At 65.4% G+C, this 21,118-nt stretch carries 18 protein-coding genes; 4 read left to right on the forward strand and 14 right to left on the reverse strand.

The genetic code is table 11. The annotated features are described in order from the left end of the window. Window positions 1-18: 18 nt before the first annotated feature. From M622_RS22480 to M622_RS22500, 5 genes are all read right to left on the reverse strand, one after another. Window positions 19-1,110: an ABC transporter substrate-binding protein gene (locus tag M622_RS22480; protein ID WP_084520650.1), complete on the reverse strand. Its 1,092-nt coding sequence runs from the start codon at window positions 1,108-1,110 to the stop codon at window positions 19-21. A gap of 296 nt (window positions 1,111-1,406) precedes the next feature. Beyond that, window positions 1,407-3,203, reverse strand: coding sequence for an acyl-CoA dehydrogenase (locus M622_RS22485; protein ID WP_021247813.1), 1,797 nt, complete (start codon window positions 3,201-3,203; stop codon window positions 1,407-1,409). A gap of 31 nt (window positions 3,204-3,234) precedes the next feature. Further along, complete coding sequence (locus tag M622_RS22490; RefSeq protein ID WP_021247814.1) at window positions 3,235-3,900, reverse strand: energy-coupling factor ABC transporter permease; 666 nt, start codon at window positions 3,898-3,900, stop codon at window positions 3,235-3,237. Window positions 3,901-3,927: 27 nt separating this feature from the next. Continuing rightward, window positions 3,928-4,860 carry an electron transfer flavoprotein subunit alpha/FixB family protein gene (locus tag M622_RS22495; protein ID WP_021247815.1) on the reverse strand — a complete coding sequence of 311 codons (933 nt, stop codon included), beginning with the start codon at window positions 4,858-4,860 and terminating at the stop codon, window positions 3,928-3,930. A 2-nt stretch (window positions 4,861-4,862) separates the two neighbouring features. Next, on the reverse strand, window positions 4,863-5,612 hold the full coding sequence (locus M622_RS22500) for an electron transfer flavoprotein subunit beta/FixA family protein (protein ID WP_021247816.1): 750 nt from the start codon (window positions 5,610-5,612) through the stop codon (window positions 4,863-4,865). 176 nt (window positions 5,613-5,788) lie between these two features. On the opposite strand from M622_RS22500, the gene M622_RS22505 reads away from it, so the two are divergent. Next, on the forward strand, window positions 5,789-6,403 hold the full coding sequence (locus tag M622_RS22505; RefSeq protein ID WP_021247817.1) for a TetR/AcrR family transcriptional regulator: 615 nt from the start codon (window positions 5,789-5,791) through the stop codon (window positions 6,401-6,403). Here M622_RS22505 and M622_RS22510 read toward each other — a convergent pair. The 8 genes from M622_RS22510 to ppx all read right to left on the reverse strand — a co-directional run bounded on the left by M622_RS22510 (window position 6,392) and on the right by ppx (window position 15,081). Further along, window positions 6,392-7,171: a TatD family hydrolase gene (locus M622_RS22510; RefSeq protein WP_021247818.1), complete on the reverse strand. Its 780-nt coding sequence runs from the start codon at window positions 7,169-7,171 to the stop codon at window positions 6,392-6,394. The two genes, M622_RS22505 and M622_RS22510, sit on opposite strands and share 12 nt — an antisense overlap. A 34-nt stretch (window positions 7,172-7,205) precedes the next feature. Beyond that, window positions 7,206-8,006, reverse strand: coding sequence for an enoyl-CoA hydratase (locus M622_RS22515; protein WP_021247819.1), 801 nt, complete (start codon window positions 8,004-8,006; stop codon window positions 7,206-7,208). Between the two features lie 172 nt (window positions 8,007-8,178). Further along, window positions 8,179-9,831 (reverse strand): acyl-CoA synthetase, encoded by a 1,653-nt coding sequence (locus tag M622_RS22520; RefSeq protein ID WP_021247820.1) that lies wholly within the window; start codon window positions 9,829-9,831, stop codon window positions 8,179-8,181. Window positions 9,832-9,877: 46 nt separating this feature from the next. Next, window positions 9,878-10,510, reverse strand: a complete 633-nt coding sequence (locus M622_RS22525) for an ABC-type transport auxiliary lipoprotein family protein (protein WP_021247821.1) — start codon at window positions 10,508-10,510, stop codon at window positions 9,878-9,880. 7 nt (window positions 10,511-10,517) lie between these two features. Continuing rightward, on the reverse strand, window positions 10,518-11,471 hold the full coding sequence (locus M622_RS22530; RefSeq protein WP_021247822.1) for an MlaD family protein: 954 nt from the start codon (window positions 11,469-11,471) through the stop codon (window positions 10,518-10,520). Between the two features lies 1 nt (window position 11,472). Next, window positions 11,473-12,279: an ABC transporter ATP-binding protein gene (locus tag M622_RS22535; protein ID WP_021247823.1), complete on the reverse strand. Its 807-nt coding sequence runs from the start codon at window positions 12,277-12,279 to the stop codon at window positions 11,473-11,475. After that, a complete protein-coding gene (locus tag M622_RS22540) occupies window positions 12,276-13,379 on the reverse strand; it encodes an MlaE family ABC transporter permease (protein ID WP_021247824.1) in 1,104 nt (367 codons plus the stop codon). Before M622_RS22540 ends, M622_RS22535 begins: the two co-directional genes overlap by 4 nt. 202 nt (window positions 13,380-13,581) lie before the next feature. Beyond that, complete coding sequence (gene ppx, locus M622_RS22545) at window positions 13,582-15,081, reverse strand: exopolyphosphatase (RefSeq protein WP_031346128.1); 1,500 nt, start codon at window positions 15,079-15,081, stop codon at window positions 13,582-13,584. A gap of 203 nt (window positions 15,082-15,284) precedes the next feature. Here ppx and ppk1 point away from each other — a divergent pair, with 203 nt between their 5' ends. Beyond that, window positions 15,285-17,366: a polyphosphate kinase 1 gene (gene ppk1, locus M622_RS22550; protein WP_021247826.1), complete on the forward strand. Its 2,082-nt coding sequence runs from the start codon at window positions 15,285-15,287 to the stop codon at window positions 17,364-17,366. A 24-nt stretch (window positions 17,367-17,390) separates the two neighbouring features. On the opposite strand, the gene M622_RS22555 is transcribed toward ppk1, so the two are convergent. After that, a complete protein-coding gene (locus M622_RS22555; protein ID WP_021247827.1) occupies window positions 17,391-19,601 on the reverse strand; it encodes a RelA/SpoT family protein in 2,211 nt (736 codons plus the stop codon). Between the two features lie 177 nt (window positions 19,602-19,778). Here M622_RS22555 and M622_RS22560 point away from each other — a divergent pair, with 177 nt between their 5' ends. Beyond that, window positions 19,779-20,558, forward strand: a complete 780-nt coding sequence (locus M622_RS22560; protein WP_021247828.1) for a M90 family metallopeptidase — start codon at window positions 19,779-19,781, stop codon at window positions 20,556-20,558. After that, window positions 20,555-21,019, forward strand: a complete 465-nt coding sequence (locus M622_RS22565; RefSeq protein ID WP_021247829.1) for a flavodoxin family protein — start codon at window positions 20,555-20,557, stop codon at window positions 21,017-21,019. Before M622_RS22560 ends, M622_RS22565 begins: the two co-directional genes overlap by 4 nt. Window positions 21,020-21,118: the final 99 nt, after the last annotated feature.

Raw genomic sequence — 21,118 nt, forward strand, 5'->3', positions numbered from 1 at the left:
GCAGGTTGGTGAGCCAAGTCAGTCGATCCATTTATCGACGATGCTGCGGGCCTCCGGGCTCAGGCGGATGCCGAGTTCCTGCATGCGCTTGCGGTTGACCGCAACGATGGAGCGCCTGGCATCCTCGATGGGGATGTCCTTGATGGCGCCACCTTTGAGCAGCTTGGTGGCGAGAAAACCGGTTTGAAACCCCATCTGGTAGAAGTCGATGCTCACCCCACCGAAGAATCCGTACTCGGTGAACGACGAGTTGAGCGAGAGGTCGATCTTGCGGATGTGCTTGATCAGCGTGGGGGCCACGAGATCCATGGTCTTGCGCTTGTTGTCCGCCGGGTCGGGCACCGACATGGTCACGGGTATGTAGGCATCGATCTGATCGTCGTCATTGATCGCCTTGGCATGCCTGATCATGGTCGGGATGTCTTCGGCCGCAAACAGGACGATGCGGCTCTCGTAGGGCGTGCCTTTGAGCTCATCGAGGATCTGGTCCTTCAGGATGACGCCGATGGCATCGGTCGAATGGAGTACGGCAAGCTTGTTGAGCTGACGGTTCAGGACGGCTTCCAGCATGCCAATCTGGTCGCGCATGAAGAGATATTCGAACACGCCGGTGATGTTGGCGACCGGCGTGCGACCGTCGAGGAAGCGTGCCTTGTCGTTGTAGTAGCCCAGACTGAGATTGAGGCCGGTGAACACCATTCTGGTCTCCGGGTGCTGGAGCACTTCTTCGTACAGCATCGCGAAGGCAGCATCGTCGATGGTGAACACCAGCTTTGGCTTGTCGCTGCGAATATCCTGCTTGATCTGCTCGACGGCCTTGAGCACCTCCTCCTTCGAGCTGACTCGAGTGTCGAGGAAATAGCCTTTCGACGACAGGTCAGCGAAGCCGGCCTGTTTCAGTGCGTCCATCGCCGCCTCGTACTGCGGTTGCCCGCAGGCATCCTTCTCGTCATAGCTCGCGACCAGGAAGACATCCGTCGCCGTGGCCGGCGTTGCGAGCGCCAGCGCCGCGAACACGGTGGCGAGGGGGGTGATGCAGGACCTGATCTGACTACAGAGGGCAGTGACAAGGCCTGCGCGCGCTCGATCTGCCGATGGAACTGTAGTCATGGGGAGGGCCTCAGTGATGTCCGGGCGAATTCAGGCCCGCAGCGTGGAGAGCACGCAATACGGCTCATCTTACGGCGCGCAGGCTGAAACCTTTAGAGACATTTCGGTGCTGAGACTGCGCCCGGGTGAACACGCTCCATGAACGCAGCCCGGCTGCGCGGATCAGGTGGACGTAAATCGCCCCGGGTTCGATGGAGGTTCCATCAGACCCGGGGCGATTCATGAGCGCTGGCTGCCGATCTGACCCCCGCTTGCGCGAGGGCCTGCACAGCCATAGCCTGAGGCTGGAAGCCGCCTTAGAACTGCGCTTCGCTCAACTCCAGCGCGCCCGCCGCACCATTGACCACCGCATAGGCCAGACCTGATGCCTGCGACAGTACGTGGTCGGCATAGAAGCGCGCGGTGATGATCTTGCCCTGGTAGAAGCCCTCCTCGCCCGCGCCAGCCTCGAGCTTGCGCTTGGCCACCAGTGCGGCGCGGCCCATCTGCCAGCCACCGGCGACGATGCCAAGCAGCTTGAGGAAGGGTACGGAGCCGACCGACGCGGCCTTGATGTCCTTGCTGTAGGTCGCGAGGATGTAGGCCACCGCCTCTTCCACTGCGCCGATGCCGGTGTCGAGCGACCTGGCGATGGCAGCGAAGGCTTCGCCCTCGGTCGCGGCCAGCTCGGCCTGGACCGCGCGCATGGCCTGCACCACGGTGGCGATGGTGGCGCCGTTCTCGCGTGCGATCTTGCGCCCGATCAGGTCGTTGGCCTGAATCGCGGTCGTACCTTCGTAGATCGTGGTGATACGGGCGTCACGGAAGTGCTGCGCCGCGCCGGTCTCTTCGATGAAGCCCATGCCGCCGTGGACTTGAACGCCGTCCGAGGTGACATCGATCGAGTTCTCGGTGCACCAGCCCTTGACGACCGGAATCATCAGGTCCACAAAAGCCTGGTTCTGTGCCCGCACTGCTTCGTCGGCGTGGTGGTGTGCCTTGTCGGTGGCGGCGCCGACGACATAGGCGAAGGCGCGCATGGCCTCGGTCTTGCTCTTCATCTGCATGAGCAGACGACGGACGTCGGCGTGGTGCAGGATGCTGACCTTGGGGCCGCCGCGAACGCCGGCTTCAGTGCCTTGCACGCGGTCCTTGGCGTACTGCAGGGCGAGCTGATAGGCGCGCTCGGACAGGGCCAGACCTTCCATGCCGACCGCGAAGCGGGCCTCGTTCATCATGATGAACATGTACTCGAGGCCGCGGTTCGGCTCACCGACCAGGGTGCCGACTGCCCCACCCTTGTCGCCGAAGGCGAGCACGGCGGTCGGGCTGGCGTGGATGCCGAGCTTGTGCTCGATGGACACGCAGTGCACGTCGTTGCGCGCGCCCAGGCTGCCGTCGGCGTTGACCATGAACTTGGGCACGACGAACAGCGAGATGCCCTTCACGCCCTCGGGCGCGTCCGGCAGGCGGGCGAGCACGAGGTGAATGATGTTGTCGGTGAGGTCGTGCTCGCCGTAGGTGATGAAGATCTTCTGGCCGAAGATCTTGTAGCTGCCGTCACCCTGGGGTTCGGCCTTGGTGCGCACGGCAGCGAGGTCCGAACCGGCCTGCGGCTCGGTCAGGTTCATGGTCCCGGTCCATTGCCCGGAGATCATCTTCGGCAGATACATGTCCTTCTGTTCGTCGGTGCCGCGCAGCATCAGCGCTTCGATCGCGCCGGTGGTGAGCATCGGGCACAGGGAGAAGGCCATGTTGGCCGACTTCCACATCTCCATCACCGCCGTCGACAGCAGCTTGGGCAGGCCCTGGCCACCGTAGTTGGGGTCGCCGGCGATCGCCGTCCAGCCCGACTCGGAGAACTGAGCGTAAGCATCCTTCCAGCCCGGAGCGGTGGTGACCGCACCGTCGTTCCACTTGGCGCCTTCCTGATCACCGGTCCAGTTCAGCGGCGCGAGCACACCGCTGGCGAACTTGTCGGCTTCTTCGAGAATGGCGTCGACCAGGTCGGTCGAAACCTCCTCGTTGCCGGGCAGCTGCGCGACCTCATCGAGGCCGGCGAGCTCGCGCATCACGAATTGCATGTCACGAATCGGGGCGCTGTAGTTGCTCATGGATTCGGTTTCTCCAGTCAGGTTGTTGGAACTACTTGTTCAGCAGGTAGCGGCTGTCGTCGAAGCTCACCACCCACTGGGGTCGGTACACCACCAGCAGCGTGACGAGCGCGCCGCTGAGCCAGGCTTCGGAAAAGCCCAGCAGCAGGAAATAAGGCAGGTAGTCGCTGAGCAGGAAATCAGCTGTGTAAGCCCCCGCTGCCACCATCACCGCGGAGGCGAGCGCACCTTGCAACATGATGCACAGCGCCGCACCGGCAAAGCTCGTCACGAAAATGTAGATGAAGAAATGGGCTGGCAGCCAGCGTTCGACGCTGCGCTGTATGACGGAGGCCAGCGCCACCGGCACCGCTGCCATGAGTACGAAGTTGATCGGCCAGGCACTCCACTCGAGCGCCCCGTTCAAGGTGATGCCGGTGAGCGCGGCGCCCAGTGCCAGCAGCCCGAGCCACGGCCCCAAGGTCAGCGTTGCCGCCATCGCGCCCAGCATGTGCAGGCTGAGCCCTGGTTTCACGCCCGCACGCAGGCTCCACAGCAGGGTGAGCCCCACCGCAAAGCCGAGCAGCAGATTGAGTTGTGAGCTGTCGAGCAGACGCCGCCACGGCGCACGCCGTACCAGGCGCGACACGATGAAGATCGAGAGCACCAGCATGATCCAGTGCCAGGTCGCTGGAAACAGCGAGCTCGCAAGGTTCATGCTGGCGTCCCGAGATTCACGTCCTGATCAGAGCGCGGCGGTGAGCTGGGGAACGAGCTCGAACAGATCGCCCACCACGCCATAGTCGGCAACCTGGAAGATCGGCGCGTCAGGGTCCTTGTTGATCGCGACGATCACCTTGGAGTCCTTCATGCCGGCCAGGTGCTGGATGGCGCCCGAGATGCCGACGGCGATGTAGAGCTGGGGCGCGACGATCTTGCCGGTCTGGCCGACCTGGTAGTCGTTGGGCACGAAGCCCGCGTCGACCGCGGCGCGCGAGGCGCCCAGCGCTGCGCCCAGCTTGTCGGCCAGGGGCTCGAGCAGGCTGTGGTAGTTCTCGCCGTTGCCCATGCCACGACCACCGGAGACGATGACCTTGGCCGCGCCCAGCTCGGGGCGCGCGCTCTTGACGATCTCGCGATCGACGAGCGCGGTGACGCTGAGATCAGCGCCAGCGGCCAGGGCTTCGACCGGCGCGCTGTTGCCCTCGGCGGCGGCAGCGTCGAAGGCGGTGGTACGCACCGTGATCACCTTGACGGCGTCGGCGCTCTTGACCGTGGCCAGCGCATTGCCGGCGTAGATCGGGCGCACGAAGGTATCGGCGGATTCGACCGCGACGATGTCGCTGATCTGGGCGACGTCGAGCAGCGCGGCGACGCGCGGCAGCATGTTCTTGCCTGCCGGCGTGGCCGGAGCGAGGACATGGCTGTAGTTGGCGGCGAGGCCCTTGACGAGCTCGGCGACGTTCTCGGCGGTCTGCGCTTCGTAGTGGGCGGCGTCGCACACCAGCACCTTGCTCACGCCGGCGACCTTGGCGGCGGCCTCAGCTGCGGCGGCGCAGCCTGCGCCGGCAACCAGCACGTGCACCTCGTCTCCGAGCTGGGTGGCAGCGGCCACGGTGTTGAGGGTTGCGACCTTGATGGATTGGTTGTCGTGTTCAGCGATAACGAGAATGGCCATGTTCAGAGCACCTTTGCAACGTTCTTGAGTTTGTCGACCAACTGTGCAATGTCGGCCACGAGTTCGCCTGCGCTGCGCTTGGGCGGCTCGGCGACCTTCAGGGTGGTCAGGCGCGGCGTCACGTCAACACCGAGGTCGGCCGGCTTGTAGGTGTCAAGCGGCTTCTTCTTGGCCTTCATGATGTTGGGCAGGGTGGCGTAGCGCGGCTCGTTCAGGCGCAGGTCGGTGGTGACCACCGCCGGCAGGCTGATCGACAGGGTCTCGAGCCCGCCGTCGATTTCACGCGTGACCTGAGCCTTGCCATCCGCAATCACCAGCTTGGAGGCGAAGGTGGCCTGCGGCCATGCGGCCAGCGCCGCCAGCATCTGGCCGGTCTGGTTGGCGTCGTCGTCGATCGCCTGCTTGCCGGCGATGACCAGAGTGGGCTGCTCCTTGTCGCACACGGCCTTGAGCAGCTTGGCAACGGCCAGCGGTTGCAGCTCGACATCGGTCTCGACGAGAATGCCGCGATCGGCGCCGATGGCCATGGCGGCACGCAGGGTCTCCTGGCAGGCTCCCAGGCCGCAGCTTACGGCAACCACTTCGGTGGCCACGCCGGCCTCTTTCAGACGCACTGCCTCTTCCACTGCAATTTCGTCGAAGGGGTTCATGCTCATCTTCACGTTGGCGATATCCACGCCAGTGCCATCGGCCTTGACGCGAACCTTGACGTTGTAATCGACAACGCGTTTGACGGGTACAAGAATCTTCACTCTGCCGCGCTCCTTTCGTTGATCAAAGTCTCTTCCACCGCTGCGTGAGCGGAGTGCCTGATTATGTCACTGCTCCACACATATGACACGCATGCCGGCCAAGGCTCGGGGATGACACCAAAACTGCACTATACATACGGTAGCGTATGGAAGAAGAATCGTCAATACTAGCCCGTATGGAAAACACACCCAAGAAAGCCCGGGTCCAGCTCGATCGTCAGAGTTGGGTCATGGCTGCCATCGAAGTCATGGCCGAAGAGGGCATTGCCGGCCTGCGCGTCGAGGTTCTCGCGAAACGATTGAAAGTGACGAAAGGCAGCTTCTACTGGCACTTCGAGGATCGCCGCGACCTCCTGGTCGCGATCCTGCAGCACTGGAAGGAAGGCCGCATCCGCGACATCATCAAGCAGACGCGCGCCCAGCCCGGCAGCGAGCTGGCGCAGATCTATCACGTCATCGACGTCTACAGCGCCAGCCGCAGTCGCCGCGGCATGATGATAGAGCTCGCGGTGCGCGACTGGGCGCGCCGAGACGTCGAGGCCGCCGCGATCGTCGCCGAAGTGGACGACGTGCGCCTGCGCCGCGCGCGCGATCTGTTTCTGGCCTGCGGGGTGCCGATGGAAGAAGCCTCGAGCCGCTGCATGTTGCTCTACGCCTATGTGTTCGGCGTCTCGCTGATGAACTACGAGAAGTTCGACAGCGACGTGCTGCGCCTGAAGCGCGACATTGCCGATCTCATTGCGCGATCACACTCGAGCGCAGCAAGCGGCCCGATGGACTCAGCAGCCTGAGGGCGCGCGCGTCCAGCGCAGCACCTCGAGCGCATTGCGCCCGGTGGTGGTGATGACTTCGGCGACGTCGATGCCGCGCAGCTCGGCAAGAATGGCTGCGTAGCGTGCGAGGTTGGCGGGTTCGTTGCGCCCACCCTGCGCCCACTCGGGGGCAATGTCCGGGGCGTCGGTCTCGAGCACGATGGACTCCAGCGGCAGCGTGGCCGCCAGCGTGCGGATGCGGGTGGAGCCGCTGAAAGTCATCGCCCCGCCAAAGCCGAGCTTGAAGCCCAGGCCGATGAAGATGTCGGCTTGCTGACGACTGCCGTTGAAGGCGTGCGCGATGCCACCGCAAACCGGCAGGCGGCGCAGCTCCTTGAGCACGGCGTCGACCGCGCGCCGCACGTGCAGGATGACCGGGCGCTCGTGCTTGCGCGCGAGCCTGAGCTGGGCTTTGAAAAATTCCTGCTGGCGCCCGGGATCGACATCGGTGACGAAGTGATCGAGCCCGATCTCGCCCAGCGCAAGCGCGGCGCCCTCGCCCAGGCGCTCATCGAGCACGTCCACATCTTCCATCCGCGCCTGCATGACGTAGAGCGGATGGATGCCGAGCGCGCAGCACATGTCGGCGTTGGCCGCGGCGAGCGCCTCCACCGCAGCGAAGTTGGCAGCTTCGACCGCAGGCAGCACGAAACCTGCGACGCCCACCGCGCGCGCAGCGTCGATGAGTTGCTGACGGTCGGCGTCGAACTGCGCTGCGTCAAGGTGAATATGGGTGTCGATCAGCATCGTCGCTGTGCCATCCCGGACCGCCGCAGGAGACTCAGCGCCCCTTCCACTGCGGCTTGCGCTTGGCGACGAAGGCGTCCATGCCCTCGGCGGCGTCCTCGCACATGGCGTTGCAGGCCATGGTCTCGCCGGCGGTCTGGTAGGCGCCGTCCAGACCCATCTCGAGCTGCTTGTAGAACATCTGCTTGCCCATGCGGATAGCGACCGGCGACTTGGCCACGATGGAGGCGGCGAGCCTGGCCACTTCGGCATCGAGCTCGTCGAGCGCGACCACGCGATTGACCAGGCCGCGGCGCTGGGCTTCGTGCGCGTCGATGAAGTCGCCGGTGACGAGCATCTCGAAGGCTTGCTTGCGCCCCATGTTGCGCGACAGGCCAACGCCAGGCGTGGCACAGAACAGGCCCACGTTGATGCCCGACACCGCAAAGCGCGCGTGATCGGAAGCCACGGCGAGGTCGCACATCGACACCAGCTGGCAGCCCGCCGCGGTGGCGATGCCGTGCACACGGGCGATCACCGGCTGCGGCAGCTCGGTGAGCTTCATCATGAACTTGCTGCACAGGCGGAACAGGCGCTGCTGGAACTCGAGCTCGTGATTGCCGCGCATCTCCTTGAGGTCGTGCCCGGCGCAAAAGGCCTTGCCCTCGCCGGCCAGCACCACCACGCGCACGCTGTCGTCGGCGGCGATCGCGTCCACCGCGGCGATCAGGGTCTCGAGCATTTCGTAGGACAGGGTGTTGAATTGATGCGGACGGTTCAGCGTCAGCGTGGTGACACCACCATCGTCGTGGCGCAGGAGCATGGCATCGGCATTGGGAACGGGAACGGCACTCATCAGGGGTCTCCTCGGCAAATTCGGGCGTTGGTCCAACTGTTTTTTAGTTAACGTTAACGTCAACGGAGGCTCATGCTAACTCTTCCTGCCAGGAACGGCCAGCGCTTGCCACGAGCGGCAAACGGCGCTTCCGCGGCGGACCGCGGAAGCGCCCCTGCCCACGGGCGCAGGATCAGTCGAAGGCTGAGGTGGATCTTGCCTTTTCGCGCAGCACGAACTTCTGGATCTTGCCGGTCGAGGTCTTGGGCAATTCGCCGAAGATGATGCGCTTTGGCACCTTGAAGCTGGCCAGGTGCTCGCGGCAGTGCGCGACCAGGGTGTCGACGCTGACCTCGTTGCCCTCGCGCAACTCGACGAAGGCGCAAGGCACCTCGCCCCATTTGTCGTCCGGCAACGCCACCACCGCCGCCGCCATCACCGCGGGGTGACGGTACAGGGCGTCTTCGACCTCGATCGAGGAGATATTCTCCCCGCCCGAGATGATCACGTCCTTGGAGCGGTCCTTGATCTTGATGTAGCCGTCGGGCTGGATCACGGCGAGGTCACCGGAGTGATACCAGCCGCCACGGAAGGATTCCGCGGTGGTCTTTTCGTTCTTGAGATAGCCCTTCATCACCAGGTTGCCGCGGAACATGATCTCACCCATGGTCTCGCCGTCCCAGGGCACCATCTCCATGGTCTCCGGATCCATCACGGTAATGCCTTCGAGCGCGTGATAGCGCACACCCTGGCGACCGTTGAGCACCACCTGCTCGGCCAGCGGCAGGTCCTTCCAGCCATCGTGTTTGGCGCACACCGCGGCCGGGCCATAGGTTTCGGTGAGGCCGTAGACGTGGGTGATGTCGAAGCCGATCTTTGCCATGCTTTCGATCACGGCAGCGGGCGGCGGCGCGGCGGCAACCAGGCCCGACACCTTGTGGTTGATGCCATCGCGCCAGGCTTCCGGGGCATTGGCCAGCATCGAATGCACGATGGGCGCGCCGCAGTAGTGGGTGACGCCGTGCTCGCGGATGGCATCGAAGATCAGGCGCGGATCCACACGTCGCAGGCAGACATTGACGCCGGCATTGGCGGCCATCGTCCACGCGAAGCACCAGCCGTTGCAGTGGAACATGGGCAGGGTCCACAGATACACCGAGTGCGGCGGCATGCCCCAGGACACGATGTTGGACATGGCGTTGAGGTAGGCGCCGCGATAGTGATACACCACGCCCTTGGGGTCGCCGGTCGTGCCCGAGGTGTAGTTGAGCGAAATCGCATCCCACTCGTCCGCAGGCGGCTCGAACACGAAGTCGGGTGTGCCGCTTGCGAGCACGGCCTCGTATTCAAGGCTGCCGACACGCTCACCGGGGCCGGTGTATTCGGGGTCATCGACGTCGATGACGATCATGTCCGGGCGATCGGCGAGCGCAATCGCCTTCTTCGCCATGCGCGCAAACTCACGGTCGGTGAATACCACCTTGGCTTCGGCGTGGTTCAGGATGAAGGCCACCGCCTCGGCGTCGAGCCGGGTGTTGATGGTGTTGAGCACCGCGCCGCAGGCCGGCACGCCGAAATGGCATTCGAACATTTCGGGCGTGTTGTTGAGGATGGTGGAAACGGTGTCGCCCTTGCCCACGCCCAGTTGCTTGAGCGCCGAGGCAAGGCGGCGACTGCGCTCATAGCTTTGCGACCAGGTATAGCGCCGGGCGCCGTGGACGACGGCAAGGCGATCGGGATAGATGTAGGCGCTGCGCTCGATGAAGGTCAGTGGCGACAGCGGCGCATAGTTGGCCGTGTTTTTTTGTAGCCCGATTTCATAGGGCGATTGTCGGCTTGCAGTCATGGTTCTCCCTTGCAGTGATGTTGTGCCCGTCTGCGGACGGGTCGTTTCAGACGCCGCAGCGCCCGTAGCCATTCAATCCCGCTGTGCTGGCGCGGTCAAGCGCGAGCAGCCAGGCGGAGATTTCATGCACCAGACGCTGCGCCGCGCTGCGGTGGGCGCTGACGCCGCCGCTCGCATCGGCGCTGGGCGCAGCCTCGGTGATGCGAAACTCGGTGCGCGCGAGCGGGACTGTGCTGCGCGAAGGCAGCAGCGCAACACGCACGATCAGCTCCACATGGCTCTGGGTGTCGCTGTCGAACACCTGAACGAACTCATCGAGCTCCACGCGCAGATGGCAATGCAGACCGCCCGCGCCGGCTGCAAGGCCGCGCTCGAGGGCAAGGCCCAGCATCTCGGCCGGGGCTGACACCCAGCGGCTCTCGACATAGGCACGGCGACGACTCGGGTCCAGCCATGACAGCCGATAGTGCATGGCGGTGGCCGACAGCCAGGGCGCGGCGGACAATTTCAGCTGCGCGGGCGCGAGCTCGGCTGGCAGCGACTGGCTGGGGCTGACGCCCAGGTCGTACAAGGCCATGGGCGCAGGGCGCAGGTCCAGCCCGCTGCAGGCGCCCAGGGTGAGCGCAAGGCACAACGCAAGGCAGGCGTGGCGCAAACTGCGGTAGTGCACATGATTCATGATCCATTTACTCCGTAGGATTGGGCGCGGCGTCAAAACCAGCCTCGCCCGGCCCGGGTGCGGGCGCGGAACGCCCCAGCAAGAGCATTTGCGGCGCCGCATCGAGCTCCTCGAGCAGACGCCCCAGGCGCAGCGAGCTGGATGTGAGTTGGCGCAACAAGGTGTCGAGCTGCGGCAAGGCGCCATCGACCAGGCCATCACTGGCGGCGCCTGCCGCCTGGTCGAAACGTGCCGCCATGAGGTCGATGCGGCTGACCAGCGCGCGCACCTCGGCGATCGCGGGCGCAGCCTGGGCGCTGCCGCGTTCAAGGTTTTCCAGCGTCGCCGAAAGGCGGGCGACATTTTGTGGCGTGAGCACGCTGTGCAGCGCAGCGAGGGTCCTGGGCAGCTCGTTGAAGCTCTTGTCCATCCCCGCGGCGGCTGAGTCGATGCGGGCAAGCGTGGCGCGCAGCTGGCTCACCCCGTCCTCGTCGAAGATGTTCGACAGACGCGCGCTCAACTTGCGAAACTGCTCGACCGCCTCCAGCGCGTGCTCGCCGAGCTGGCTGAGCAGGCCGGACTCGAGGCTGATGCGCGGCGCCTCACCGCCCTCGCCCAGCAGCGGTGTGGGGTCGGTGCCGCGGTCGTCGAGCTGGACGAAGGCGAGCCCGGTGACGCCTATGGTTCCGATCGAGGCGCGCAGGCCGCGGGTGAGCGGCAGCTCCTCACTGACCTGAACCCGAACCAGGATGTTGCGGCTGTCGGTCGGGTCGATGCGGATCTCCGCCACCGTGCCGATGGCCAGCCCGCGAAAGCGCACCCGCGCCTGCGGGCCGAGGCCGCCGATGTCGTCGCGCGCCACCAGAACGAGCGCGCGCGTCTGCTCGCGGTCCTGCGAGAACCACCACAAGGCCGTCATCAGCCCCAACCCCAGGGCCAGCGCAAACAGGCCGGCAGCGAGCGCATGCGCGCGATTTTCCATCTCAGTCCTCCGCTCTGTGGCGGGCCAGGGCGCGCCGCCCTTGAGCGCCACCGAAAAAGCGTTCGATGAAGGGATGTTCGACCTGCAGCGTGTCATCGAGCGAGGCGTAGCTGATGATGCGCTTGTCGGCCAGCACCGCGATGCGGGTGGCCATCGCCACAATCGTATCCAGATCGTGGGTGATCAGCACCACGGTGAGGCCGAGCGCCTGGCGCAGCGACAGGATGAGGCGTACGAAGGCGGCGCTGAGGTCGGGGTCCAGCCCCGCCGTGGGTTCGTCGAGCAGCAGCAGCTCGGGCTCCAGCGCCAGCGCACGCGCGAGCGCCACGCGCCGCACCATGCCGCCGGAGAGCTCGGCCGGCATGAGCACGGCGTGCTCGGGTTCGAGCTCCACCATCGCCAGCTTGACGGCGATGAGGTCGTCGATTTCGTGCGGGTGCACCACGCCCAGCTCGCGCAGCGGAAAGGCGATGTTCTCGGCCACGGTGAAGGCCGAGAACAAGGCGCCCTGCTGGAACAGCACGCCATAGCGGCGCTGGCGGGCGAGGCGTGCGCGCGTGCTGCCCGCCCGCAGGTCCTCGCCAAACAGGGCGACGCTGCCGGCAGCCGGCTGGGTGAGCCCGATGAGGTGGCGCAGCAGGGTCGTCTTGCCACTGCCGGAACCGCCGACCAGGGCGACGATCTCGCCGCGCTCGATGTCGAGGTCCAGGCCCTCATGCACCACCTTGCGCCCGAAGCGGGTGCTGATCCCGCGCAAGGAAACGATGAGCTCGGGGCTGGGCGCGTGCGTGATCGTGGCCTCACTCATCCGGGAATGCCGATCGAGCGCGTGGCGATGGCGAAGATTGCATCGACCAGAATGACCAGGGTGATGGAGGTGACCACAGAGGCCGTGGTGTTTCTGGACAGGCTCTCGGTATTGGGCTGCACGCGCAGGCCGAAATGGCAGGCGATGAGCGCAATCAGGAAGCCGAACACCGCGCCCTTGGCGAGCCCGATGTAGAGGTTTGCGATCGGCACCGCGTCGGGCAAGGCGGTGATGAAATAATGAAACGAGAGGTCGAGCTCGATCAGCGCCGACACCCATCCGCCCAGCAAGGCCACGCCCGAGGTCCACAACACCAGCAAGGGCATCGCCAGAGTCAGCGCGATCACCTTGGGCAACGCCAGGCGCTGCGAGATCGACACCCCCATCGCCGCCAGCGCGTCGATCTCCTGCGTGACCCGCATCACCCCGAGCTGCGCGGTCATGGCCGAGCCCGAGCGCCCCGCCACCAGCACCGACACCAGTACCGGCCCGAGCTCGCGGATGATGCCCAGCCCCAGGATGTTGACGATGAAAACGTCGGCCCCAAAGAGCTTGAGCTGCAGCGCCGACAGGTAGGAGAGCACGACGCCGATGAGAAAGCCCACGAGCGCGGAGACCGGCATCGCCTTGACGCCGACCTTGTACACGTTGGCGGAAATTTCAAGCACTGGCCATGCGCGCGGATGGCGCAGCAAGTGCAGGACATCGAGCAGGAGCTGTCCGAGCAGACCCAGCATGGCCGTCAGGTGGCGGCCAAAGCCGAGCAGCTGACGGCCCAGATGCACCAGCAGGTCGCTTGCGCTCTGGCGTGGCACGGCGGGCAAGCCCTGCAGGGCGTGCTGCGCGACACGGGCGAAAATGCTGCGCTGTGCGACGCTCAGTTGCAGGCGCTCGGGCCAGCGTCCGCCCCAGGCTCGCCACAGCAAGGTGGCGCCAAAGCTGTCAAGCCCTTGCACCGCACCCAGGTCCCAGGCCGCAGCGGGCGCGGCGTGGGCGAGCTGGCTGCGCACCGTATCCAGGCGCTCGGTGAGCGCGCGCAGGGTCCAGTCGCCGTGCACGCGCGCGGTGTCGGCAGCGCCGTCCAGCGTGATCCGCGGCAAGGCGCAGGCGACGGGGCTGGGGGGGTGCGCAGGATCAGGGGGGCGAGCACCCGCGCCAGCAGTCGCGGCGGAAGGTGCGGAAGCGTCAGCGCGGGAGTCGTCAGGCGACTCGTTGTGCAATGCGGACTTGGACACGACCCCTGACTCGGAACCCCTGGTGCTTGATCAGATTGCTGCTCGGCTCGTCACGCAGTTTGGCCACTCAGGCGGCGACGTTGCGTACGCTGGGTGAGCGTACATACAGGCCGCGCCCGAGCGCAAGCCATTGGCGCTGCTCCTCCTGCAGCGCCGCGGCGGTCAGCGGCAGCTTCTGCAGCCAGCCGGGAGGCGTATTCACGCTGAAGCCGCGACCTTCGCGCTGCATGGTGATGGGCGGCGTGCCGCGCAGGTCGCGCGCGCGGTGAATCACCACCGCCAGCCGCAGACAGGCCACCAGCAGCCAGTCGACACTGCCCTGGTCGATGGATGCGACGCGTTCGAGCTTGCCGCGGTGAGACAGCACCAGGCGCGACAGGCGGCCCTGGTCCTTGCGCGAAAAGCCCGGCATGTCGGCGTTGGCGACGACGTAGGCACTGTGCTTGTGGTAGCTGGAGTGGGCGACCGAAATGCCGATCTCGTGCAGCAAGGCGGCCCAGCGCAGGAAGCGGCGGTCGGGATGCTCGGGCTCGGCCATCGCGGGTTCGAGCTGCGCCAGCAGATGGCAGGCGGTGTCGGCCACTTGCTGCGCCTGGCGCAGGTCCACGTTGTAGCGCCGCACGAAGGCGCTCACCGTGGCGTCGCGCAGGTCATGATGGTGGTAGCGACCAAGCAGATCGTAGAGCACGCCCAGGCGTAGCGCGCCTTCGGAGAAGGTCATGCGCTCGATGCCGAACTCCTTGAAGATCGCACTCATGATGGCGAGGCCGCCGAGGATGACGGGCAGGCGATCGCCCTTCAGCCCGACCAGTTCGAGCGCGTCGACCCGGCCCGCACGGAACAAGGCGGCCTTGAAGCGCTCCAGGCCCTCGCGTGTGATGCCTGAGCGCGAGAAGCCGTTCTGCTCGAGGATGTCGGTCAGGGCCTTGGCCGAACCACTGGAACCGACCGCCTCCTCCCAGCCCGCTTCGCGATAGGCGCCGACGATGGTCTGCATCTCGCGACGCGCAGCGAGCTCGGCTTCTTTCATGCTGCGTTTGTCGACGCGGCCATCGGGGAAAAAACGCAGGCTGTAGCCGACGCAGCCCATGTAGCGTGATTCGAGCAGCAAGGGTTCGAAGCTCTTGCCAATGATGAACTCGGTCGAGCCGCCGCCGATATCGACCACGAGCTGCTGCTTGTGGGGGTCGGGCAAGGTGTGCGCAACCCCAACGTAGATCAGGCGTGCCTCTTCGCGTCCGGCGATGACTTCGATCGGGAAGCCGAGTGCCGCCTCTGCACGAATAAGGAAGTCGGGCGCATTCTTCGCCACGCGCAGGGTATTGGTTGCCACCGCACGCACCGCGTCGATGTCGAAGTCGTGCAGGCGCTCGTGGAAACGCTGGAGCGCGCTCACCCCCCGCTCCTGCGCATCGAGGTCGAGTATTTTTTCCGGCGACAGGCCGGCCGCCAGGCGTACCGATTCCTTGAGGCCGTCGAGCGGGTAGATCTGATCATTGACGATGCGACCGACCTGCAGTCGAAAACTGTTGGACCCAAGGTCTACCGCGGCAATGAAATTTCGCATCTTCAGAGTTTCTGGCGTGAATGGCACGGGGCCCAAGCGGCGGATTCTAGCATCCGCACCCCGGATGCGTTGCGGCAGGAAATATTGCCGCCCATGCACCATGAGCGCCCTGGTCGGCGGCCGCGATGGGCCGCTGCGCGCCATGATGCGCAAGCCAAACTGCTCCATAATTGATGACATCCAGCAGCGCGCAGCGGAGACCCATGTACGACTCGAAGACCGAACACAACTTTCCCACCGATCACTTCATCAACCGCGAGCTGTCCTTGTTGCAGTTCCAGCGCCGTGTGCTCGCCCAGGCGGCTGATCGCACCGTGCCCTTGCTGGAGCGGCTGCGTTTCCTGTGCATCGTGTCGAGCAATCTCGACGAGTTCTTTGAGATCCGCGTCTCGGGCATCAAGGAGCAGATCCGCATCGCGTGTCGCAAGGCGGGCGATGACGGCATCTCTCCGCTTGAGCTGCTCGAGCGCGTGAGCGACGAGGTGCACGAGATCCTGACCCTCCAGTACAGCTTGCTCAACGACGACATCCTGCCCGCGCTGGAGCAGGAGGGGGTGGTCTTCCTGCGCCGCAGTCTGTGGACGGAAGCACAATTGCGCTGGATTCGGGACTACTTCATGCGCGAGGTGATGCCGGTGCTGACCCCGATCGGTCTCGACCCCGCCCACCCCTTCCCGCGCGTACTCAACAAGAGCCTGAACTTTGCCATCGAGCTCGCTGGCCGCGACGCCTTTGGCCGCGATTCGGGCGCCGCGATCGTGCAGGCGCCGCGCGCCCTGCCCCGCGTCATTCGCCTGCCGCGCGACATCTGCGCTGACGAATACACCTTCGTGTTCCTGTCCTCGGTGCTGCACGCCCACGTCGATGAGCTGTTCAGCGGCATGAAGGTGCTGGGCTGCTACCAGTTTCGCGTCACGCGCAATTCCGACCTGTTCGTGGATGAGGAGGCAGTGAAGGACTTGCGCGCATCCCTCAAGGGCGAGCTGCAACAGCGCCACTTCGGCGATGCGGTGCGGCTCGAGGTGGCCGACAACTGCTCGGAGCAGATGGTCGCGTTCCTGTTGCAGCACTTTCACCTTGAAGAAGACGACCTGTATCGCACGCCGGGCATCGTCAATCTGGTGCGGCTGATGCAGGTGCCGGACTGGGTCGAGCGCCCCGACCTGAAGTACCCGCCCTTCGTGCCCGGCCTGCCGAAGACACTGGACAAGCGCCGCCAGATCTTCGCCGCGCTGCGCAACACCGATGTGCTGCTGCATCACCCCTTCCAGAGCTTCGCGCCGGTCATCGACCTGCTGCGTGCCGCCGCCGATGACCCCCAGGCACTCGCGATCAAGATGACGGTGTATCGCACCGGCACCGACTCGGTGCTGATGGAGCACCTCGTGCGCGCGGCGCAAAAGGGCAAGGAGGTGACGGTGGTGCTGGAGTTGATGGCGCGCTTCGACGAAGAGGCCAACATCACCTGGGCGAACCGCCTGCAGGAAGTGGGCGCACACGTGGTGTATGGCGTGTTCGGCTACAAGACCCACGCCAAGCTGCTGCTGGTGGTCAGGCGCGAGGAAGACGGTCTGCGGCGCTATGTGCACATGGGCACCGGCAACTACCATGCGCGCACCGCGCGTCTGTACACCGATTTCGGCCTGCTCACCGCCAACCCCGAGATCGGCGAGGACGTGGCCGCCGTGTTCAAGCAATTGACCGGTCTGGGCACAGCGAGCGAATTGCGCCACCTGTGGCAGGCGCCCTTCACCCTGCACTCCAGGGTGATCGAGGCGATTCGGCGTGAAGGCGAGATCGCGCGCGCCGGCCGACGGGGCCGCATCATCGCCAAGATGAATGCGCTGCTCGAGCCCGAAACCATCGAAGCCCTGTACGAGGCCTCGCAGGCGGGGGTGGAGATCGACCTCATCGTGCGCGGCCCGTGCGCGCTCAAGCCCGGCGTTCCCGGCCTGTCGGACAATATCCGCGTGCGCTCGGTGGTCGGCCGCTTCCTCGAGCACCACCGCATCTTTCATTTCCGCGCCGACGGCGAGGACCGCATGTTCCTGTCCAGTGCAGACTGGATGGACCGCAATTTTTTCCGTCGTATCGAGATCAGCTTTCCGGTGCTGGACCCGCGCCTGAAGCGACGCGTGATGAAGGAGGGTCTGCGCGCCTACCTGGCGGACAATTCCCAGGCCTGGGAAATGCAATCGGACGGCAGCTACAAACGCAGGAACCCGCGCGGCGCACGCCGCACCGCGCAGCTCAGCCTGCTGCGCGAGCTCGCCGCCAGCAGCTGATGCACGCGCAGACCGACGGCAGATCTACTTGCGCTGGACGTCGATCACGCCGGTGACTTGGCGGATCAACATGATGGCTTGTTGTACCTGCTTGGTGCCGCTGACCTCCATGGTGAAACGCATGTAGGCCGTGCCCTTCTTGGTCAGCGTGTTGACCGCGGTCACATTGAGCTTTTCACGCGACAGCACTTCCGAGATGTCACGCAGCAAACCCTGGCGATCCATGGCTTGCACGTTGATGTCGACCGGATACAACCCGCTCTTGTTGTCGAACGCGCGCTCGCCCCATTCGGCGCCGATCACACGCTCAGGGTGGTGCAGCGCCAGCGCCTGGAAGTCGGGGCAGTCGACACGGTGGATGGAGATGCCGCGTCCGCGTGTGACGAAGCCTTCGATGGCGTCGGGCGGGGCGGGCTTGCAACAGCGCGACAGCGAGGTCATCAGCTTGCCCACGCCGGCAATGAGGATCTTGTCGGTGTTGTCGCCCGAGCGGCTGCGGTTGACGACGAAGGCCGGCTCCACCGGCGTCTCCGCCACCGGCGCGCTGCCATCACGTAGCGCGACCTGCACCGAGCGCGGCCCCACCTCGCCGCGGCCTGCGGCCAGATACAGCCCCTCCGCGTTCTTGAAGCCGAGGCGCTCGGCCAGGCCGTCGATGTTGGCCTGGGTGTGGCCGTCACGCTGCAGCTCCCTGGTGACGAAGCTGCGCCCGCGCGCGAGCAGGTCTTCTTCATCGAGCTGGGCGAAATACTGCTTGATCTTGTTGCGCGCGCGCGATGTGGCGACGTAGTTCTGCCGCGGATCGAGCCAGTCGCGCGACGGCCCACCCTCCTTCGCCGCCGTGATCTCGACGGTCTGGCCGTTTTCGAGCGCGGTGTTGAGCGGCACGAGCTGGCCATCAACCTTGGCACCGCGGCAGCGGTGGCCGAGGTCGGTGTGCAGGCGATAGGCGAAATCGACCGGGGTCGCGCCGCGGTGCAGGTCCACCACCCGGCCCTGCGGCGTGAGCACGTACAGCGTGTCGTCCAGCGAGGCGCGCTTGAACTGCTCCATCCAGTGCGCCGAATCGGTGACTTCATCGCGCCACGACAACAGGTTGCGCAGCAGCGCGATCTTCTCGTCGTAGTCCGAACCCGCCGCACCCGAGCCTTCCTTGTAGCGCCAGTGCGCGGCCACGCCCAGTTCGGCATGCTTGTGCATGTCATGGGTGCGGATCTGCACCTCGAGCGCGCGCCCGTCACCCGCCAGCACCGCGGTGTGCAAGGACTGGTAGTTGTTGCCCTTGGGCTTGGTGATGTAGTCGTCGAATTCCTTCGCGATCGGCTGCCAGATCTGGTGCACGAAGCCCAGCACCGTGTAGCAGTCCTTGACCTCGTGCACCAGCACGCGCAGCGCACGGATGTCGTACACCTGCGAGAAATCCAGCCGCTTCTGGCGCATCTTGTTGTAGATGCTGTAGATGTGCTTGGCGCGACCGGTGATCTCGGCCTCGACGCCGACCGCGGCGAGTTCGCCGCGCAGGCGGTCGATGGCGTCCTGGATGAACTGCTCGCGCTCGGTGCGGCGCTCGTCGAGCATCCTGGCGATGCGTTTGTAGGTGTCGGGCTCGATGAAGCGGAAGGACAGGTCCTCGAGTTCCCACTTGAGCTGCCAGATGCCCAGCCGGTTGGCGAGCGGCGCGTAGATGTCCAGGCTCTCGCGCGCTACCTCCAGGCGCGCTTCGTCGCCAGGCAGGTCGGTGTAATAGCGCAGGGTCTGGGTGCGCGAGGCCAGCCGTACCAGCACGACGCGGATGTCCTCGACCATCGCCAGCAACATCTTGCGCAGGACTTCGGCCTGGGCGCGGATTTCGGGCGCAGTGCTCGGTGTCTTCATCTGCGTCAACACGCGCAGGCCATTGAGCTTGTGCAGCCCGCGCACGAGCCGGCTGACATCGGCGCCAAAGCGCGCCTCGATCGTCAGCACCGGATCATCGAGCGCCTCCCAGGCGGCGAACAGCAGCGCCGCAATGCGCGTGTCCGCATCCAGGCGCAAGGACGCCGCAATCAGCGCAGTGCCGATCGCATGCGTCCATGCCGATTCACCCGTGCCCAGCACCTGGCCGGCGTAGAGCTCGACGATCCAATCAACGGCAGACTCGACCCGGCGCCGTTCGTCGACCGTCAGGCCGGCGGCGAGCAGGTCAATCGGGGCTGCGGTATCGCCCGGGGCGATGGCGTGAGTGACAGAGACCATAGGGTCCGATTATCCCATACTGACCCCCAGACAAACTGTGCAATTCGACCGCCCCGCCCGCACGCAGGCGCGCAGGAAGAGTCCGGCCTGCCCGCCCTCGGGTCGCAGCAGGTCGGCACTGTGCGATCATCCGCGCTCGCTTTCGACACCCTGCCTGCGATGAAACGCCTCCATGCCATGCTCGATCGCCTGCGCCGCTGGCTCGGCCTCGCCCACCCCCTGCCCCTGGTGACGGACGCACAGTGGGCGCGGGTCGAGGCCACCCTGCCCTTTCTCGATTACCTCGAACCCGGCGATCGCCCGCGCCTGCGCCAGATGGCGCTCGAGTTCCTGGCGTGCAAGCAGTTTCACGGCGCCCACGACTTCGCGCTGCACGACGACATGTTGTTGAGCATCGCCTTGCAGGCCAGCCTGCCGGTGCTCAACATCGGGCTTGATGCCTACAAGGGCTGGGTGGGCGTGGTGGTCTATGCGGGCGATTTCATCATCCCGCGGCGCGAATATGACGAGGCCGGCGTGGTGCACGAATACGACATCGAGGCGCTGGGCGAGGCCTGGGAAGGTGGGCCGGTGCTGCTGTCGTGGTTCGAGGGCAAAGCGCAACCGTTCGGTGTCAACGTGGTGATCCACGAATTTGCGCACAAGCTCGACATGGAAAATGGCAGCGTTGACGGTCTGCCGCGGCTCAAACCCGGCATGGCGCGCACACACTGGGCAGACGCCTTCTCCAGCGCCTATGAGTCCTTCTGCGATGAGGTCGAGCGTGGCGTGCACACCGAGATCGATTCCTACGGCGCCGAACATCCGGGAGAGTTCTTCGCCGTGGTGTCCGAGGTGTTCTTCGAGACCCCCCACGTGCTGCAGCGACGCTTCCCGCAAGTGTATGAACAACTTGTGCTGTTCTATGGTGTCAACCCGGTGCTGCGTGAAACCCTGTTCAGAGGAGGCTCCGCATGAACGCTCGCAAGCGCCTGTTGATCGTCTTCCACTCCCAGACCGGCAACACCGCTCGTCTCGCCGAGGCCGTGTTGCGCGGCGCGCAGCGTGTGGAAGAGACCGACACCGAACTCAAGCGCGCCTTTGACACCCGCAGCGAGGATCTGCTGGTCAGCGATGGCGTCCTGCTCGGCACGCCGGAGAACTTCGGCTACATGTCGGGCGCGCTCAAGGACTTCTTCGATCGCACTTACTACGCCTGCGAGGGCAAGCTCGTTGGCATGCCCTACGCGGTGTTCATCAGCGCCGGCAATGACGGCCGCGGTGCGGTGCGCGAGATCGGCCGTATCGCCAACGGCTACCGCTGGAAGAGCGTTGCCGAAGCCTTGATCGTGCGCAACCCGATCAAGGACGAAAACCTGCTCGCGGCAGAAGAGCTCGGTGAGGCCATGGCGGCGGGCCTGGCGATGGGGATATTCTGAGCGCCGCTCATGCCTGCGCCACTGCGTAGCGCGGCCAGGAACGGCGGGAATGTTGATTGTCAGGATGAATTTTCACGGGCCAGGAAAAATGGGTTTGGC

Origin of the sequence: Thauera terpenica 58Eu (assembly GCF_000443165.1) — a bacterium.
GTDB classification, from domain to species: domain Bacteria; phylum Pseudomonadota; class Gammaproteobacteria; order Burkholderiales; family Rhodocyclaceae; genus Thauera; species Thauera terpenica.

What these genes read in the sequence shown, in the direction of transcription:
- M622_RS22555 (WP_021247827.1), bottom strand. Translation starts at nt 19,601, where the DNA reads ATGGTCTCTGTCACTCACGCCATCGCCCCGGGCGATACCGCAGCCCCG.
- M622_RS22480 (WP_084520650.1), bottom strand. Translation starts at nt 1,110, where the DNA reads ATGACTACAGTTCCATCGGCAGATCGAGCGCGCGCAGGCCTTGTCACT.
- M622_RS22560 (WP_021247828.1), top strand. Translation starts at nt 19,779, where the DNA reads ATGCTCGATCGCCTGCGCCGCTGGCTCGGCCTCGCCCACCCCCTGCCC.
- M622_RS22485 (WP_021247813.1), bottom strand. Translation starts at nt 3,203, where the DNA reads ATGAGCAACTACAGCGCCCCGATTCGTGACATGCAATTCGTGATGCGC.
- M622_RS22505 (WP_021247817.1), top strand. Translation starts at nt 5,789, where the DNA reads ATGGAAAACACACCCAAGAAAGCCCGGGTCCAGCTCGATCGTCAGAGT.
- M622_RS22535 (WP_021247823.1), bottom strand. Translation starts at nt 12,279, where the DNA reads ATGAGTGAGGCCACGATCACGCACGCGCCCAGCCCCGAGCTCATCGTT.
- M622_RS22515 (WP_021247819.1), bottom strand. Translation starts at nt 8,006, where the DNA reads ATGAGTGCCGTTCCCGTTCCCAATGCCGATGCCATGCTCCTGCGCCAC.
- M622_RS22495 (WP_021247815.1), bottom strand. Translation starts at nt 4,860, where the DNA reads ATGGCCATTCTCGTTATCGCTGAACACGACAACCAATCCATCAAGGTC.
- M622_RS22510 (WP_021247818.1), bottom strand. Translation starts at nt 7,171, where the DNA reads ATGCTGATCGACACCCATATTCACCTTGACGCAGCGCAGTTCGACGCC.
- M622_RS22520 (WP_021247820.1), bottom strand. Translation starts at nt 9,831, where the DNA reads ATGACTGCAAGCCGACAATCGCCCTATGAAATCGGGCTACAAAAAAAC.
- ppx (WP_031346128.1), bottom strand. Translation starts at nt 15,081, where the DNA reads ATGCGAAATTTCATTGCCGCGGTAGACCTTGGGTCCAACAGTTTTCGA.
- M622_RS22525 (WP_021247821.1), bottom strand. Translation starts at nt 10,510, where the DNA reads ATGAATCATGTGCACTACCGCAGTTTGCGCCACGCCTGCCTTGCGTTG.
- M622_RS22530 (WP_021247822.1), bottom strand. Translation starts at nt 11,471, where the DNA reads ATGGAAAATCGCGCGCATGCGCTCGCTGCCGGCCTGTTTGCGCTGGCC.
- ppk1 (WP_021247826.1), top strand. Translation starts at nt 15,285, where the DNA reads ATGTACGACTCGAAGACCGAACACAACTTTCCCACCGATCACTTCATC.
- M622_RS22490 (WP_021247814.1), bottom strand. Translation starts at nt 3,900, where the DNA reads ATGAACCTTGCGAGCTCGCTGTTTCCAGCGACCTGGCACTGGATCATG.
- M622_RS22565 (WP_021247829.1), top strand. Translation starts at nt 20,555, where the DNA reads ATGAACGCTCGCAAGCGCCTGTTGATCGTCTTCCACTCCCAGACCGGC.